General features: G+C 67.6%; 15 protein-coding genes. 7 read left to right on the forward strand and 8 right to left on the reverse strand.

All coding sequences use genetic code 11. The features are described from left to right. The first annotated feature begins 6 nt into the window (after window positions 1–6). Window positions 7–1155 carry an ABC transporter substrate-binding protein gene (locus ASE31_RS01905; protein ID WP_057199840.1) on the forward strand — a complete coding sequence of 383 codons (1149 nt, stop codon included), beginning with the start codon at window positions 7–9 and terminating at the stop codon, window positions 1153–1155. 13 nt (window positions 1156–1168) lie between these two features. Here the strand turns inward: ASE31_RS01905 and argE are convergent, their stop codons facing one another. Beyond that, complete coding sequence (gene argE / locus ASE31_RS01910; protein ID WP_057199841.1) at window positions 1169–2326, reverse strand: acetylornithine deacetylase; 1158 nt, start codon at window positions 2324–2326, stop codon at window positions 1169–1171. Between the two features lie 351 nt (window positions 2327–2677). On the opposite strand from argE, the gene ASE31_RS01915 reads away from it, so the two are divergent. Both ASE31_RS01915 and ASE31_RS01920 read left to right on the forward strand, forming a co-directional pair. Continuing rightward, window positions 2678–3886, forward strand: a complete 1209-nt coding sequence (locus tag ASE31_RS01915) for a M20 aminoacylase family protein (RefSeq protein ID WP_057199842.1) — start codon at window positions 2678–2680, stop codon at window positions 3884–3886. A 99-nt stretch (window positions 3887–3985) separates the two neighbouring features. Continuing rightward, complete coding sequence (locus ASE31_RS01920; protein ID WP_057199843.1) at window positions 3986–5083, forward strand: M14 family metallopeptidase; 1098 nt, start codon at window positions 3986–3988, stop codon at window positions 5081–5083. 6 nt (window positions 5084–5089) lie between these two features. On the opposite strand, the gene ASE31_RS01925 is transcribed toward ASE31_RS01920, so the two are convergent. Continuing rightward, on the reverse strand, window positions 5090–5557 hold the full coding sequence (locus ASE31_RS01925) for a nuclear transport factor 2 family protein (RefSeq protein ID WP_057199844.1): 468 nt from the start codon (window positions 5555–5557) through the stop codon (window positions 5090–5092). Window positions 5558–5654: 97 nt separating this feature from the next. Here ASE31_RS01925 and ASE31_RS01930 point away from each other — a divergent pair, with 97 nt between their 5' ends. Further along, complete coding sequence (locus ASE31_RS01930; RefSeq protein ID WP_057199845.1) at window positions 5655–6230, forward strand: TetR/AcrR family transcriptional regulator; 576 nt, start codon at window positions 5655–5657, stop codon at window positions 6228–6230. Between the two features lie 6 nt (window positions 6231–6236). On the opposite strand, the gene ASE31_RS01935 is transcribed toward ASE31_RS01930, so the two are convergent. Next, window positions 6237–6800 carry a DUF922 domain-containing Zn-dependent protease gene (locus ASE31_RS01935; RefSeq protein WP_057199846.1) on the reverse strand — a complete coding sequence of 188 codons (564 nt, stop codon included), beginning with the start codon at window positions 6798–6800 and terminating at the stop codon, window positions 6237–6239. A 4-nt stretch (window positions 6801–6804) separates the two neighbouring features. Then, window positions 6805–8460 carry a wax ester/triacylglycerol synthase family O-acyltransferase gene (locus ASE31_RS01940; protein WP_057199847.1) on the reverse strand — a complete coding sequence of 552 codons (1656 nt, stop codon included), beginning with the start codon at window positions 8458–8460 and terminating at the stop codon, window positions 6805–6807. Between the two features lie 150 nt (window positions 8461–8610). On the opposite strand from ASE31_RS01940, the gene ASE31_RS01945 reads away from it, so the two are divergent. Both ASE31_RS01945 and ASE31_RS01950 read left to right on the forward strand, forming a co-directional pair. Further along, window positions 8611–8865 (forward strand): acyl-CoA-binding protein, encoded by a 255-nt coding sequence (locus ASE31_RS01945; RefSeq protein ID WP_007860945.1) that lies wholly within the window; start codon window positions 8611–8613, stop codon window positions 8863–8865. Window positions 8866–9012: 147 nt separating this feature from the next. Then, window positions 9013–9744 (forward strand): IclR family transcriptional regulator, encoded by a 732-nt coding sequence (locus tag ASE31_RS01950; protein ID WP_057199848.1) that lies wholly within the window; start codon window positions 9013–9015, stop codon window positions 9742–9744. A 17-nt stretch (window positions 9745–9761) separates the two neighbouring features. Here the strand turns inward: ASE31_RS01950 and ASE31_RS01955 are convergent, their stop codons facing one another. Then, window positions 9762–10181 carry an Lrp/AsnC family transcriptional regulator gene (locus tag ASE31_RS01955; protein ID WP_057200222.1) on the reverse strand — a complete coding sequence of 140 codons (420 nt, stop codon included), beginning with the start codon at window positions 10179–10181 and terminating at the stop codon, window positions 9762–9764. A gap of 128 nt (window positions 10182–10309) precedes the next feature. Here ASE31_RS01955 and ASE31_RS01960 point away from each other — a divergent pair, with 128 nt between their 5' ends. Continuing rightward, the gene (locus ASE31_RS01960; RefSeq protein WP_057199849.1) at window positions 10310–11416 is read left to right on the forward strand and encodes an ornithine cyclodeaminase; all 1107 of its coding nucleotides are present in this window, start codon (window positions 10310–10312) and stop codon (window positions 11414–11416) included. 106 nt (window positions 11417–11522) lie between these two features. On the opposite strand, the gene ASE31_RS01965 is transcribed toward ASE31_RS01960, so the two are convergent. From ASE31_RS01965 to ASE31_RS01975, 3 genes are read right to left on the reverse strand one after another with little or no spacing between them, the layout of a single operon-like run. Beyond that, window positions 11523–12200 carry a nitroreductase gene (locus ASE31_RS01965; protein ID WP_057199850.1) on the reverse strand — a complete coding sequence of 226 codons (678 nt, stop codon included), beginning with the start codon at window positions 12198–12200 and terminating at the stop codon, window positions 11523–11525. Between the two features lie 7 nt (window positions 12201–12207). Then, a complete protein-coding gene (locus tag ASE31_RS01970; RefSeq protein ID WP_057199851.1) occupies window positions 12208–12603 on the reverse strand; it encodes a polyhydroxyalkanoic acid system family protein in 396 nt (131 codons plus the stop codon). Then, window positions 12596–13726, reverse strand: a complete 1131-nt coding sequence (locus tag ASE31_RS01975; RefSeq protein WP_057199852.1) for an aminopeptidase — start codon at window positions 13724–13726, stop codon at window positions 12596–12598. The genes ASE31_RS01970 and ASE31_RS01975 overlap by 8 nt, the downstream gene beginning before the upstream one ends. Window positions 13727–13750 lie beyond the last annotated feature (24 nt).

The following is a 13750-nucleotide window of genomic DNA, read 5'->3' on the forward strand; positions in this document are numbered from 1 at the left end:
TTCACCATGAACCAGACTGTAGTGGGGCGCAGGCAGTTTTCGGTGGGGCTGGGCGCTGCGGCGCTTGGCGGCTTCCAGATGGCCCGGGCGCAAGGCGAAGGGCGCATCGTGCTGGGCCAGTCGGCCCCTTTCACCGGCCCGGCGGCGCAACTGGGCATTCAGTTCCACCAGGGCGCCAAGCTGTTCTTCGACCAGCTCAATGCCCAGGGCGGCGTGGGCAAGCGGCAGGTCGAGATCCGCACGCTCGACGATGGCTACGAGCCCGACCGCTGCGCCGAGAACACCAAGAAGCTCATGGCCGACGACGTGTTTGCGCTGTTCGGCTACATCGGCACCCCTACCAGCCTGGCCGCGCTGCCCCTGTTCACCAAGGAGAAGGTGCCGTTCTTCGGCCCGTTCACGGGGGCCGAGGCATTGCGCCAGCCGTTCAACCGGCTGGTGTTCCATGTGCGCGCCTCGTACTACGACGAAACCGCGCTCATCGTGCGCCAGCTCACCAACCTGGGGATCAAGAAGATCGCGGTCTTCTACCAGAACGATGCCTATGGCAAGGCCGGGCTCGACGGCGTGGTGCGCGCGCTGACCGAGCAGAAGCTGGCGCCCGCCGCCACGGCCACGGTGGAGCGCAATTCGGTGGATGTGAAGGCCGCGGTGGACAAGCTGGTGGCCGCCAAGCCCGACGCGGTGGTGCAGATCGCTGCCTATGCGGGCAGCGCAGCCTTCGTGCGCGCGGCGCGCAAGGCGGGTTTTGGCGGCACGTTCTACAACGTGTCCTTCGTGGGGACGCAGGCCCTCGCCGATGAATTGGGCAAGGACGGTGCCGGGGTGGTCGTCTCGCAGGTCATGCCCTCGCCCTACCAGCCCTCGCGCCAGATCACGCGCGAGTTCCTTGAAGCCATCAAGAAAGGCGGCGACAAGGTGCAGGCCAATTACTCCAGCATGGAAGGCTATGTCGCTGCACGCGTCTTTGCCGAGGGCCTGCGCCAGGCCAATGGCAGCGGCAAGTTCACCCGCGACGGCCTGATTGCCGGGCTCGAAGGCCTGGGCTCGCAGGCCATCTCGGGCTTTCAGGTGTCGTACAGCGCCACGGACCATGCGGCATCGCATTTTGTGGAAATGTCGATGCTGACCGGTGATGGGCGCGTGAGGACCTGACGGCCCTCCTGTTTCAGCCGAAGGCCTTGGTGCGTGCCAGCCCCTGCATGAAGGCCTCGCAGCGGCCCAGTTGCTCCAGGCTCACGAACTCATCGGGCTGGTGCGCCTGCTGGATGCTGCCGGGGCCGCACACCACGGTGGGGATGCCGGCGTTCTTGAACAGCCCCGCTTCGGTGCCGAAGGCCACCAGGGTGGTGCCTTGCTCGCCGCTGAGTTCCTGCGCCAGGCGGGTCACGGCATCGTCCTTGCTTCCCAGAAAGCTCGGGATCTCGCAGATGGTCTCGAAGGAAAAGCCGGTCTGCGGGGCCACCTTCTGCATGGCGGGTTCGAGCGAGCGCGCATAGGCCAGCACCTCGGACTGCATCTGGGCGGCGTTGGCAGTCGGCAGGTCGCGGAACTCGTAGCGGAACTCGGCGTCGCGCGGCACCACGTTGTCGGCAATGCCGCCATGGAATTGGCCCACGCTGGCGGTGGAGAACGGCACATCAAAGCCCTCGAAGCGCGGCTCGCTGCGCTCGAAGCCCTCGGCCATGTCACGCACCCGGCCGACCACGCGCGCCGCCATCTCGATGGCGTTCACCGACTGCGGCGTGAGGGACGAATGTGCCTCCTTGCCGCGCACGCAGCATTTGTAGCGGTACACACCCTTGTGCGCGATGGCCGGCACCATGCTCGTGGGCTCGCCCACGATGCAGGCCAGCGGGCGGATGCTGGCGTCGCGCAGGTCGGCGATCAGCTCCTTGACGCCGAAGCAGCCCACCTCTTCGTCGTAGCTGAAGGCAAAGTGCAGGGCGAACGGCGCATCGCTGGCAAGGAACTGCTCGGCATGCGATACCGCGATGCCGATGAAGGCCTTCATGTCGGCGCTGCCCCGGCCGTACAGGTTGCCGTCCTTGACGAGGGCGCTCAGCGGGTCCATCGTCCAATCCTGGCCGTCCCATGGCACGGTGTCGGTGTGGCCCGAGAGGATCACCCCGGCGGGCTTGCCCTCGCCCAGCGTAGCGAACAGGTTGGCCTTGGTCTTGTCGGCGTTGTAGGTCAGGCGGCTTTGCACGCCCAGTTTCGCCAAGTGGTCGCGGATGAAGTGGATCAACTCCAGGTTGGAGTTCTGGCTCACGGTGTTCATGCGCACCAGGGTCTGCGCGAATTCGAGGGCGGGGGAAGAAATCATGGGCTTGGACTGGTGATTAACCCGGGTTGGCATATAGGTTGCTGTGAGAACGTATTTACGGCTTTTCCGGGGTCGCGTTGAGGTGCAATCGGGATGAGTGCGGTGCCAATGTTGCGCCGCATGGGCTTGTGCCCATGCAAGCGACTTGGCCCCGCAATCGCCCGATTTCACCTCAACCCGAAGGGCAAGTGCCTTGTCGGGCGGTCTGCGGCGTTGCGGCGCTCGCCAATAGCTGGGCTATTGGCAGCGCACCGCGCCTAGCATCCCATCCCGGCAAGGAACTTGCGCGATCCCCGGAAAAGCCGTAAATACGTTCTCGCGCTAGACTGTGAAATCGTAAGGACACATATCATGAACGTTATTGACTCCATCGTCACCCAGGCGGCCAGTATTGCAGCGGTGCGCCGGGACATTCACGCCCACCCCGAGCTGTGCTTCGAAGAGGTGCGCACGGCCGACGTGGTGGCCAACAAGCTCACTGAGTGGGGCATTCCGATCCACCGCGGCCTGGGCACCACGGGCGTGGTCGGCATCGTCAAGGGGCGTGACGGGGGGGCCAGTGGCCGGGCCATCGGCCTGCGCGCCGACATGGACGCCCTGCCCATGCAGGAGTTCAACACCTTTGCCCACGCCAGCAAGCACACCGGCAAGATGCACGCCTGCGGGCATGACGGCCACACGGCCATGCTGCTTGCTGCAGCGCAGCATTTTGCCAAGCACCGCAATTTCGATGGCACCGTGTACCTGATCTTCCAGCCGGCCGAAGAGGGCGGTGGCGGTGCGCGCGAGATGATCACCGACGGCCTGTTCGAACAATTCCCGATGCAGGCCGTGTACGGCATGCACAACTGGCCGGGCATGCCCGTGGGCCAGTTCGCCGTGAGCCCCGGCCCGGTGATGGCGTCGAGCAACGAGTTCAAGATCACCATCCGCGGCAAGGGCAGCCATGCGGCGCTGCCGCACAACGGCATCGACCCGGTGCCGATCGCCTGCCAGATGGTGCAGGCCTTCCAGACCATCATCAGCCGCAACAAGAAGCCGGTGGATGCCGGCGTGATCTCGGTGACCATGGTGCATGCCGGCGAGGCCACCAACGTGGTGCCCGACAGCTGCGAGCTGCAGGGCACGGTGCGCACCTTCTCCATCGAGGTGCTGGACATGATCGAAAAGCGCATGAAGCAGGTGGCCGAGCACACCTGCGCCGCGCACGACGCCACCTGCGAGTTCCACTTCCACCGCAACTACCCGCCCACCGTGAACTCGGCCGCCGAGGCCGACTTTGCCCGCAAGGTGATGGCCGGCATTGTGGGCGAGGCCAACGTGCTGGTACAGGAGCCCACCATGGGCGCAGAAGACTTCGCCTTCATGCTGCAGGCCAAGCCCGGTGCCTACTGCTTCATCGCCAACGGCGACGGTGCGCACCGCGAGATGGGCCATGGCGGCGGCCCCTGCACGCTGCACAACCCGAGCTACGACTTCAACGACGACCTGATCCCTCTGGGCGCGACCTACTGGGTCAAGCTGGCCGAGGATTGGCTGGCGCAGCCCACGGCGGCCTGACACCGGCACCCGTTGTCGTCTCTTTCCTGAAGCCCAGGGCTCCCTCGCGGGCCCCGGGTTTTCTTGTGTTCCCGACCCCACCCACGAAAGCAACCGCCCATGATCGGCATCGTCGACGCCTTTTCGCCCAGCTACGCCCAGGCCCGCAAGAAGTTTCTGGAGGGCGCGGCCGCGGCGGGCCTGCCCATCGAGTCGCATGCCCACCCACTCAAAGGGCGCGATGGTGAAGACCTTGCCATGGACGTGGTGCGCGACGGGCCGGGCGATGCGACCAAGCTGCTCATCGTGAGCAGCGCCTGCCATGGCGTGGAAGGCTACTGCGGCACCGGCGTGCAGGTGTTTGCGCTGCACGACCAGGAGTGGCGCGACAAGGCGCACGCGGCGGGCGTGGCCACGCTCTACATCCATGCGCTCAACCCCTACGGGTTTTCGCACGTGCGCCGCTTCACGCACGAGAACGTGGACCTGAACCGCAACTTCCAGGACTTTTCAAAGCCCCTGCCCGTGAACGAGGCCTACCGCGAGGTGCAGCCGCTGCTGCTGCCCGAAGTGTGGCCACCGTCGGCCGACAACCTGGCGGCCGTGCAGCGGTACATAGACACCAAAGGCGAGGCATCCTGGCAGGCCGCCATCTCGCGCGGCCAGCACGAGTTTCCCGAAGGCGTGTTCTTCGGAGGAACGCAGCCCACCTGGAGCAACCGCACGCTGCGCCAGGTGCTGCGCCAGCATGGTGCCCGGGCCTCGCAGATCGCCTGGATCGACCTGCACACCGGCCTGGGCCCCAGCGGCCACGGCGAACGCATCTACGCCGGCAAGGACGACGACGCCTCGGTGGCCCGCGCTCGCGCCTGGTGGGACGGCGGCGGCGCCACGCCGGTCACCTCGATCTACGACGGCTCCTCGACCTCGGCCTTCCTCACCGGGCTGATGTGGAACGCGATCTACGACGAATGCCCGCACGCCGAAAGCACCGGCATCGCCATGGAATACGGCACCGTGCCCGTGCTCGACGTGATGAACGCGATCCGCGCCGAGCAGTGGCTCAACCTGCACCCGGATGCGCCGGCCGAACAGGCGAAACAGATCAAGGCGCAGATGATGGAAGCGTTCTACACCGACACGGACGCCTGGAAGGGCCAGATCGTGAGCCAGGCGCGCCAGTCCATGTTCCAAGCGGTGGACGGTCTGGCAAGCTGATTCTCCTTACAGCCCCAGCTCGGTCAGCCCCGGATGGTCGTCCGGGCGCCGGCCCTGGGGCCAGAAGAATAGCCGGTCGGCCGCCTTGATCGGTTGGTCGTTGATGCTGGCGTGGCGCACGGCCATCAGCCCGGCGTCGCTGAACTCCCAGTTCTCATTGCCGTGGCTGCGGTACCAGTTGCCGGCGTCGTCGTGCCATTCGTAGGCAAAGCGCACCCCGATGCGGTGCGAGCTGAACGCCCAGATCTCCTTGATGAGCCGATAGTCGAGCTCGCGTGCCCATTTGCGTTCGAGAAACTGCCGTGCGGCCTCGCGCCCCACGGGGAACTCCGCCCGGTTGCGCCAGCGTGTGTCTTCCGTATAGGCCAGCGCCACGCGCGCCGGGTCGCGCGAGTTCCAGCCGTCTTCGGCCAGACGGACTTTCTGGATCGCGGTCTCCAGGGTGAAGGGGGGCAGGGGCGGGCGGGATTCCATGGGCAGTACCTCGGTCGGAAAGGGTGGAATGCATGTGGACAGGTCTGTCTACATGCTCATCATATCCGCATGTAGACAGACTTGTCTACAATGCGCCATGCTGCTTGCCCCGACCACTGACGTCAAAGACCTGCCTGCCCGGGACCGCCTGCTGCACACGGCGCACCGGCTCTTCTACCGCGAGGGCATTCGCGCCACCGGCATCGACAAGGTGATCGCCGAGTCGGGGGTGACCAAGGTGACCTTCTACCGGCACTTTCCGAGCAAGAACGATCTCGTCTGCGCCTACCTGGAATACCGGCACGTGCTGTGGATGGGCTGGTTTGCCGATGCGCTGCAACGGCATGGCCGGGCGAAAAAAGGCCTGGCCGCCTTGCCACCGGCCTTGGCCGAATGGTTCGGGCGCGCGGACTTTCGTGGCTGTGCCTTCATCAACAGCGTGAGCGAACTGGGCGACACCGTGCCCGATGTGAAGGCCATTGCCCGCCGCCACAAGCGGGACATGGCGGACCTGCTGGAGACCCTGCTACCGCCAGCGGCCACGAAGGCGCATGACGCCCAGGCCCTGGCGCTGGTGGTGGAGGGCGCCATCGTGCGCGCGCAGTTGGGCGAGCCCGTGCCTGCGGTGCTGGCCAGCGTGTCGCGCCTGCTGTCTGCCTTGGCGCCCGAATAGTCGCCCTCAGTCCAGGCGTGCACCTTGGGCGGTGCCATGGCCGGTGTCGCGGTCGTACTGCTTTTCCCGCTCCACATGCTCCTGGAGCCGGCGGCGGCCCAGCGCGTCGGCGTTGCGCTCCAGCGTGGCGCAATCGGCGGCCGCAGGCAGCCGGGCAATGCCCTGGTCGATGGCCTGGGCCGCATCGCGCCCGACTTGTACGTGACCCTGCTCATGCTGCGACAGTGCGCGCAGATAGCGGTCAAATGTGGCCTGCTGCTGGGGTGTCGCGCCGCGCAACTCCGGCAGTTGCACCTCCGAGGTCAGCCGCGTGTTGACTTCGGTGATGGCGCAGCGGCCCGAGGCCTCGCGCCACCAGCGGTAGTCCCAGCGCACATTCCAGCGTGTGTAGCCGTGGAAGCGGCGGCCGTCCACCACGATGGGCGTGGCGGACTGCAGCGCCTGGCGCAGCGTCTGCCCGGGCTGCACCTGCACAGGGTAGGGGCGCTGCGCATGTTCCTGCACCACGGCAGCGCCGGCGGGCACCTGCAGCAGTGGCACGGCCAGTGCCGAAACGGCAAGCCAGCGCAAGGTGTCAATCTCCCCAGGGCAGCATCAGCGTGAGCAGCGAGAGCTGGTCGAATTCGGGCGCGAAGGCATCGATGATGAGCTGCGGCTCGGGGCACAGCGTGGTGTCGGTGATCACGCCGAACTGCACGCCGCCGCCGTAGCTCAGGATGGAGACCCCGAGGCCGATGTCCCCCGACTGCGGCACCCAGAACATGCACTGCGTGACGCGCGCGCCGCACAGCGTGAGCTGCTCCTTCGGGCCGGGCACGTTGGTCATCACCGCCGTGGTCTTGCGGCCGAAGAGGTTGAGCAGCGCGTCCTGCGCAGGCTTGATCATCAGGCCTGCCACGGCCAGCATCGCGAACGCGAGGATGGGTTGGGTGCTGCCCTTCAATGCATTCATGCGCCGGCGCACCTCGTACACGCGTTCCACCGGGTTGGCCACGCCGATGGGCAGCACCAGCGGCACCAGGCCGAAGCGGTTGCCCAGCTTCCAGGCCTCCTCCATGGGGCGCAGGTTGACCGGGATCATGGCGCGGATCTCCTGGCCCGCAGGGTCGTCGCCCTGGCTGCGCAGGTAGCCCCCGATGGCGCCCGCCACGCAGGACATCAGCACGTCGTTGATCGAGCAGTTGAGCGCCTTGCCGATGGCCTTGACCTCTTCGAGCGGGATCGGCGGGCACCAGGCCACACGCTTGGCCCGGCCGGGCTGGCCCTTCAGTCGCGTGGGCGAATCGTCGGGCATCAGCGCCAGGGCGGCTGCGTCGCTCACCAGTTGGTAGGCCACGCGCGCCATGTCCATGGTGCCAGCCAGGCCATGCTGCATGGCCTTCTCGGGGTCGCCCAGCACCTTGAACGAACGCGCCGCGCCGTCGCCCGCCAGGTCCAGTGCCTTCACGGTGAGGCCGGCCAGCGGCTTGATCAGCGCGTCGGCGATCCAGTCCTCGGCCGTGGCGGCGGCCTCGCGCTCCTTGCGGCTGCGCTTGGGCGGCTCGGCACCGCCGTCCACGATGGACATGGTGACCGAGATCAGCGCGATGCCGTCGGCGATGCAGTGGTGGATGCGCACGATCAGCGCGCTGCCCTGCTGGCCGTCATCCCCTGTGAAGTTCTCGACCAGGTGCATCTGCCACAGCGGGCGGCGCGGGTCCAGTGGCTGCATGGCCAGCTCTCCCACGCGGTCCTGCAGCGCGCGCTGCATGCTCTGGCCGGGCTCCTGCGGCAGGGTCTCGCGCAGCACGTGGGCGGCGATGTCAAAGTGCCTGTCTTCCACCCAGGTGGCCCCGGCCGCGTCTTCGACCACGCGCTGGCGAAAGCGCGGGTACTGCAGCAGGCGCTGCTGCACGCGCTCGCACAGCGCCTCCCAGGCGATGCCGGGGGCCATCGTCCACACGCCGTTGATCATCATCAGGTTGCTGCCCGAGTCCATGCGCAGCCAGGCCGTGTCGACCTTGCTCATGCGCTCGCCCGACAGGCCCAGCATGCCGGTGGCAGCGCGGCGCACGTTCTTGCGCACCACGCCAGCGGCCTTGCGCGCCGCTGGCGGCAGGGCCCGGGCGCCACGGCTCGCTGCGGCGGCCGTCGTGGCACCGGCCTTGCGGGCCGCCGCGCCAGCGGCATTCAGCGGGTTGGCGATGCCCTCGGGGCGGGTGGCGTCGGGAGCAGCAATGCGGGTCACCATCGGATGTACACCTGTTGTGGTTGTTTTGGGGGCTTGCCTCTATGGATTGCACAGCGCAGGGCCTTGTGCAGACCGTAAGATACAACGCCGCAAACCATTGCCGACACCGTTCTTTCCCTCCCCCATCTTTCGAACCCCAAGGAGCAACCCATGGCCGACCTGAATGCCGCCTTCGAAGCCGCCAAAGCCAATTCCGAGAACCTGAGCGAGCGCCCCAACAACGCCACGCTGCTCAAGATCTACGCGCTGTACAAGCAGGCCACCGTGGGCGACAACACCGAAAAGAAGCCCAGCTTCTCCGACATGGTGGGCCGCGCCAAGTGGGATGCGTGGAACGCGCTCAAGGGCACCGAGGCCGATGCCGCCAAGCAGCAGTACATCGACCTGATCACCGAGCTGAGCTGATCCGGGCCATACCCCGCGACTGACCGAGCGGCCTGCGGGCCGCTTTTTCATGGGCGTTGCGGCACGGGCTGGACGGGTGGGGGCATCAATGTTTCAATAGACAGAACCTCATTCTCTTGGGCGACTCCTTCGCGCACCCTGGTCTCCATGCCCCGCAAAGCCGTTTCCGAATCCGTTGCCGATGCCGATGCCGCCCCGGGCGGCGCGGCTGCCGTGGACCGCGCCCTGAGCCTGATGGCCGCCTTCCGCCAGGGCGACGGGCCGCTGGCCTTGACCGAGCTGGCCACGCGCACCCGGCTGTACAAGAGCACGGCACTGCGCCTCTTGGCCTCGCTCGAGCATGCGCGCTGGGTGCAGCGCCTGGACGACGGCCGCTATGCCATCGGGCCCGAGGTGGGGCGGCTGCATGCGCTGTATGCCGCCTCGTTCTCGCTCGACCGGGTGGTGCTGCCCGTGCTGCGCGAGCTGGTGGCCGCCACGGGCGAGAGCGCGGCCTACCACGTGCGCCAGGGCGATGCGCGGCTGTGCCAGTTCCGCGTGGACTCGCCGCACCCCATCCGCGACCATATCCGCGCAGGCGACCTGCTGCCGCTGGACCGGGGCACGGGCGGGCGCGTGCTGGTGGCCTTCGACGCGGCACTGTCCAACTCGCTCGGCCGGCATGACCGCGCGCTGTACGCGCGCATCCGCGCCGACGGCTACCTGGCCAGCGTGGGCGACCGGCTCAGCGAGGTGGCCGGCATCTCGGCGCCGGTGTTTGCCGCCGATGGCACGGTGGCTGCTGCCGTCACGCTGACCATGCCGGCCCACCGCTACGACGAGCGCTACGTGAAAAGCGTGCTCGAAGCCGCACGCAGCCTGGGCGGCCAGATCGGCTGAGCACTGCCTGCCAACCGCTAGCGGTAGGTCGTGAGGTGGATATTGGTCTCGGTGCCTCGGATGCCCGAAATCAGTCGGATGCGCTCGAGCACCTGCGCCAGCTCGGCCATGCTGCCCGCCTCCAGCTCGGCCAGCAGGTCCCAGCGGCCATTGGTGTCGTGCAGGGCGGCCACGCCGGGCTCGCCCAGCAGGCTGGCCACCACCTGGCGCGACTGGTTGCCTTCGACCAGCACGCCCATCCAGGCACGGATGCGGTCGGGCTCGGCCTCGGGCCGCAGCTTGACGGTGTAGCCCACGATCACCTGGCTGTCTTCGAGCTTGCGGATGCGGTTGGTCACCGTGCCGCGGGAGACACCGAGCTTGTGCGCCAGGTCGGCGACGTTCATGCGCGCATTGCCACGCAGCAGTGCAATCAGGGAGCGGTCGAGTTCATCCATGGTGGTGATGCAGAAAGTGAGCAATGGCTGCCATTTTGACAATCAACCGCGCATTTCGGTACATTTTTGCCGATTCACATTGCCTCGCGCCCGCTGGACACTGGATGCCACCGAACCGGAGACACCCCATGCGACACGACGCCACCCCCCACCACACCAGCGTATCCACCCTCTACCTGAGCGCCCCCGAAGCGGTGGAGCTGATCCGGCGCAAGGGCCTCGCGGCCTGCCTTGCTGGCATTGCCGCCAACATCACCGAGGACTTCTTGCGCTGGGAGAGCTTCGACAAGTCGGCCCGGGTGGCCAGCTACTCGCCCGATGGCGCGATCGAGCTCATGCCGATTGCCGACGACGCGACCTACACCTTCAAGTACGTCAACGGCCACCCCAAGAACACGCGCCTGGGCCTGTCCACCGTGATGGCCTTCGGCGTGCTGGCCGACGTGGCCACGGGCACGCCGCAACTGCTCAGCGAGCTGACCCTGACCACCGCCTTGCGCACGGCAGCCATGTCGGCCGTGGCGGCCAAGGCCCTGGCGCGGCCCGGCAGCCGGGTGATGGCGCTGATCGGCAACGGCGCGCAGAGCGAATTCCAGGCCCTGGCCTTCCAGCATCTGGTGGGCATCACCGAAGTGCGGCTGTACGACACCGACCCTGCCGCCACCGCCAAGCTGCAGGCCAACCTGCAGCCATCGGGCCTGGTGGTCACCGTCTGCGGCAGCACGGCCGAGGCCGTGCGCGGCGCCGACATCGTGACCACGGTGACGGCCGACAAGACCCGCGCCACCATCCTCACCGCCGACATGGTGGCGCCCGGCATGCACATCAACGCCGTGGGGGGCGACTGCCCCGGCAAGACCGAGCTGCAGGCCGAGGTGCTCACGCGCGGCCGCGTGTTCGTCGAGTACCCGCCCCAGACCCGCATCGAAGGCGAGATCCAGCAGATGCCGGCCGACTTTGCCGTGACCGAGCTGTGGCAGGTGCTGGCCGGCCGCGAGGCCGGCCGCGCGAGCGATGCCGAAGTGACGATTTTCGATTCGGTGGGTTTTGCACTGGAGGACTTCTCGGCCCTGCGCTTCATGCGCGATGCGGCGCTGGAACTGGGCGTGGGCGAACGCATCCAGTTGATCCCGGATCTGGCCAACCCCAAGGACCTGTTCGGTGCCTTGCGCCAGGCCGGAGCAGGTGAGGCTGTTGTGCAGAGCGCGACGCACCGGCTTCAGGCCGTTGCCTGAAGCGACGAAAGCCTCACCAGCCCAGCGGCACCGGAGCGGATCCAGTGACCGGCAGGCTGCTCGGTGGGGTCACAGGCGAGGCTCTGTCCTGCCCCGGGGCTGTAGCTCAGTCGCGCCAGACCACGCTGCTGGCCGGATCCGCCCGCGTGGTGCGGAACTGGTTGGCCGGGTGCGCCGGGTCGGCCAGGCCGAAAGAGATGCCGCAGACGATGGTGCGGTCCTCGCCGATGCCCAGCACCTCGCGCAGCACACCGGGGTACGAGGCCAGCGCCGCCTGCGGCACCGAAGCCACGCCCAGGCTGTGCGCGGCCAGCAAAAAGTTGGCGACGTAGGCGCCGCAGTCCACCGCGCCATACACACCCAACGCCTCGTCGCTGCTCACAATGGCCACGTGCGGCGCACCGAACATGCTGAAATTTTCGGCCGCCTGGCGCGCCGATGCGGCCCGGTCACCCTTGGCAATACCCAGCGCTTCGTACAGGCCGTAGCCGCATTCGCGCCGGCGCTCCTGGTACACGCCGCGGTACTCACGCGGCCAGGGCAGGTCGGGCTCCGGCGGTGTGCTGGCAATGCGCTCCTGGAAGGCGCTGCGCAGGCGCTCCAGGGCTTCGCCGCTGGCGATGTGCACCTGCCAGGGCTGGGCGTTGCACCACGATGCCGTGCGCTGCGCCGTGGCCAGGATGCTCTCAGTGGTGGCGCGGGGCAGCGGCTCAGGCAGAAAGGCGCGGCAGCTGTAGCGCGTGTGCAGCAGGTCGCTGAACGTGTCGAACGCGGGCGCGGCCATGGAGGGCTCAGGCCTTTTTGGCTTTGGCCGGTGCCTTGGCTGCGGCCGCCTTGGCGGGTTTCGCGTCGTCGGCGGCCTTCTTTTTCGGCGCGGCCTTTTTGGCGGCGGGCGGGGGGGCGTTCAGCAGGGCATCGAGCTGCTCGCCGATCTCTGCTTCGATGCGGTCCTTGAACGCGCCGAACAGAAAGCCCAGTTGCGCCTTCATCTCGAACTGGTTGGCATCCACCAGCAGGGTGCCCTTGACCCCGGAGCGGCTGAAGTGCAGCGTGTCCTCGGTCTCGCCCTCTTCGTAGGTGCATTCCATGTCGAACTTCTCCTCGGCCTTCTCGGCCCAGGAAAAAGCGACTTTGCGGGCCTGCTTGAAGCCCAGTTGGTGTTCGCGGTGGATATGGATGTCAGGCACCGGGGGTCTCCTGGTTGGGTAGCAATTGGCGCAGCGCCTCGTGGCGCTGTGCCTGGGGTTGTTCACTCAGTACACGCACCGCATCATAGAACCGGTGCCAGTCGCGCCCCTCGCGCTCGAAGATCGCCTCGAAGGCGGGCACGAACTCGTTGTAGGCCGCCTGGGCCGCAAAGCTGGCATTGTTGGCGCTGGCCACCCAGCGGTCGTAGCCGGCCGTCTGGGCCGGCGTGGCCTGCCAGCGCTCGCGCAGGGCCGCATAGTCGGCGCGAAAGAACTGCATGGCTGCGGCCTTTTGCGCCTGCCGGTCGGGTGCATCGCTCTGCGCATAGATCCTGGCCAGGCGTTCGCGCGTGGCCTGGGTCAGCGCGCGGAACTCGCGCCGGCGCGCCTCGCTGGCCACGAAGGCGGTGCTCGCCTGGGGCGTGGCCTGCTGGGCCAGCCAGCGTGCGCTGCCCAGCCGCTCCACGGCGGTGGCAAAGGATTCATTGAACAGCGTGTCGCCCTTGGCGTAGACCACCTGGTGCGCCAGCTCATGGAACAGCAGGCGCACGAACTCGCCTTCTGGCCAGCCGATGAAGGTGCTCAGCAGCGGATCGCCCCCAGCCCAGTTCATGTAGCCCAGGGTGGAATAGGCGGGCACGCCATAGACCTCGACCTCCAGGCCTTCTTGCGCCAGCCGGCCAGCCTCGGCCTTCGCGTCCGCCTCGTCGAAATAGCCCCGGTAGCCGATGCAGCCCGTGACCGGAAAGCACCAGGTGTGCAGCGTGAGCGAATAGGGCGGCGCGGCGACCACGTTCCACACGGCGGCCGGGCGCTTCAAGTCCGCATAGCGGCGGTAGCTCGGGTTGTCGGGCAGGCCCAGTTCCGCGACGGCGAAGGCGCGGGCGCGCTGGGCCAGTTGCAGGCGCTCGCGCAGCGGCAGGGGGATGTCGGTGCGCGCGATCCAGTCCTCCAGCGGCTCGGCCGAGCGCATCAGCTGCACATGGCCGCGCACCGATTGCCAGTAGTAGCCGAGGGCATTGCCCTGGCTGGCGCAACCGGCCAGGGCCAGGCTGGCAGTGAGTGCCGACAGGGCGGCCCAGGGGCGGGTCCGGAATGAACGGGGAGCGAATGGCTGTGGCATATCCTTGTGGACCAGTTTAGGGCC

The organism is Acidovorax sp. Root217 (assembly GCF_001428645.1).
In the GTDB taxonomy this organism is placed as follows: Bacteria; Pseudomonadota; Gammaproteobacteria; order Burkholderiales; family Burkholderiaceae_C; genus Acidovorax.

What these genes read in the sequence shown, in the direction of transcription:
- ASE31_RS01945 (WP_007860945.1), top strand. Translation starts at nt 8,611, where the DNA reads ATGGCCGACCTGAATGCCGCCTTCGAAGCCGCCAAAGCCAATTCCGAG.
- ASE31_RS01950 (WP_057199848.1), top strand. Translation starts at nt 9,013, where the DNA reads ATGCCCCGCAAAGCCGTTTCCGAATCCGTTGCCGATGCCGATGCCGCC.
- ASE31_RS01975 (WP_057199852.1), bottom strand. Translation starts at nt 13,726, where the DNA reads ATGCCACAGCCATTCGCTCCCCGTTCATTCCGGACCCGCCCCTGGGCC.
- ASE31_RS01915 (WP_057199842.1), top strand. Translation starts at nt 2,678, where the DNA reads ATGAACGTTATTGACTCCATCGTCACCCAGGCGGCCAGTATTGCAGCG.
- ASE31_RS01905 (WP_057199840.1), top strand. Translation starts at nt 7, where the DNA reads ATGAACCAGACTGTAGTGGGGCGCAGGCAGTTTTCGGTGGGGCTGGGC.
- ASE31_RS01965 (WP_057199850.1), bottom strand. Translation starts at nt 12,200, where the DNA reads ATGGCCGCGCCCGCGTTCGACACGTTCAGCGACCTGCTGCACACGCGC.
- ASE31_RS01925 (WP_057199844.1), bottom strand. Translation starts at nt 5,557, where the DNA reads ATGGAATCCCGCCCGCCCCTGCCCCCCTTCACCCTGGAGACCGCGATC.
- argE (WP_057199841.1), bottom strand. Translation starts at nt 2,326, where the DNA reads ATGATTTCTTCCCCCGCCCTCGAATTCGCGCAGACCCTGGTGCGCATG.
- ASE31_RS01920 (WP_057199843.1), top strand. Translation starts at nt 3,986, where the DNA reads ATGATCGGCATCGTCGACGCCTTTTCGCCCAGCTACGCCCAGGCCCGC.
- ASE31_RS01955 (WP_057200222.1), bottom strand. Translation starts at nt 10,181, where the DNA reads ATGGATGAACTCGACCGCTCCCTGATTGCACTGCTGCGTGGCAATGCG.
- ASE31_RS01960 (WP_057199849.1), top strand. Translation starts at nt 10,310, where the DNA reads ATGCGACACGACGCCACCCCCCACCACACCAGCGTATCCACCCTCTAC.
- ASE31_RS01930 (WP_057199845.1), top strand. Translation starts at nt 5,655, where the DNA reads ATGCTGCTTGCCCCGACCACTGACGTCAAAGACCTGCCTGCCCGGGAC.
- ASE31_RS01940 (WP_057199847.1), bottom strand. Translation starts at nt 8,460, where the DNA reads ATGGTGACCCGCATTGCTGCTCCCGACGCCACCCGCCCCGAGGGCATC.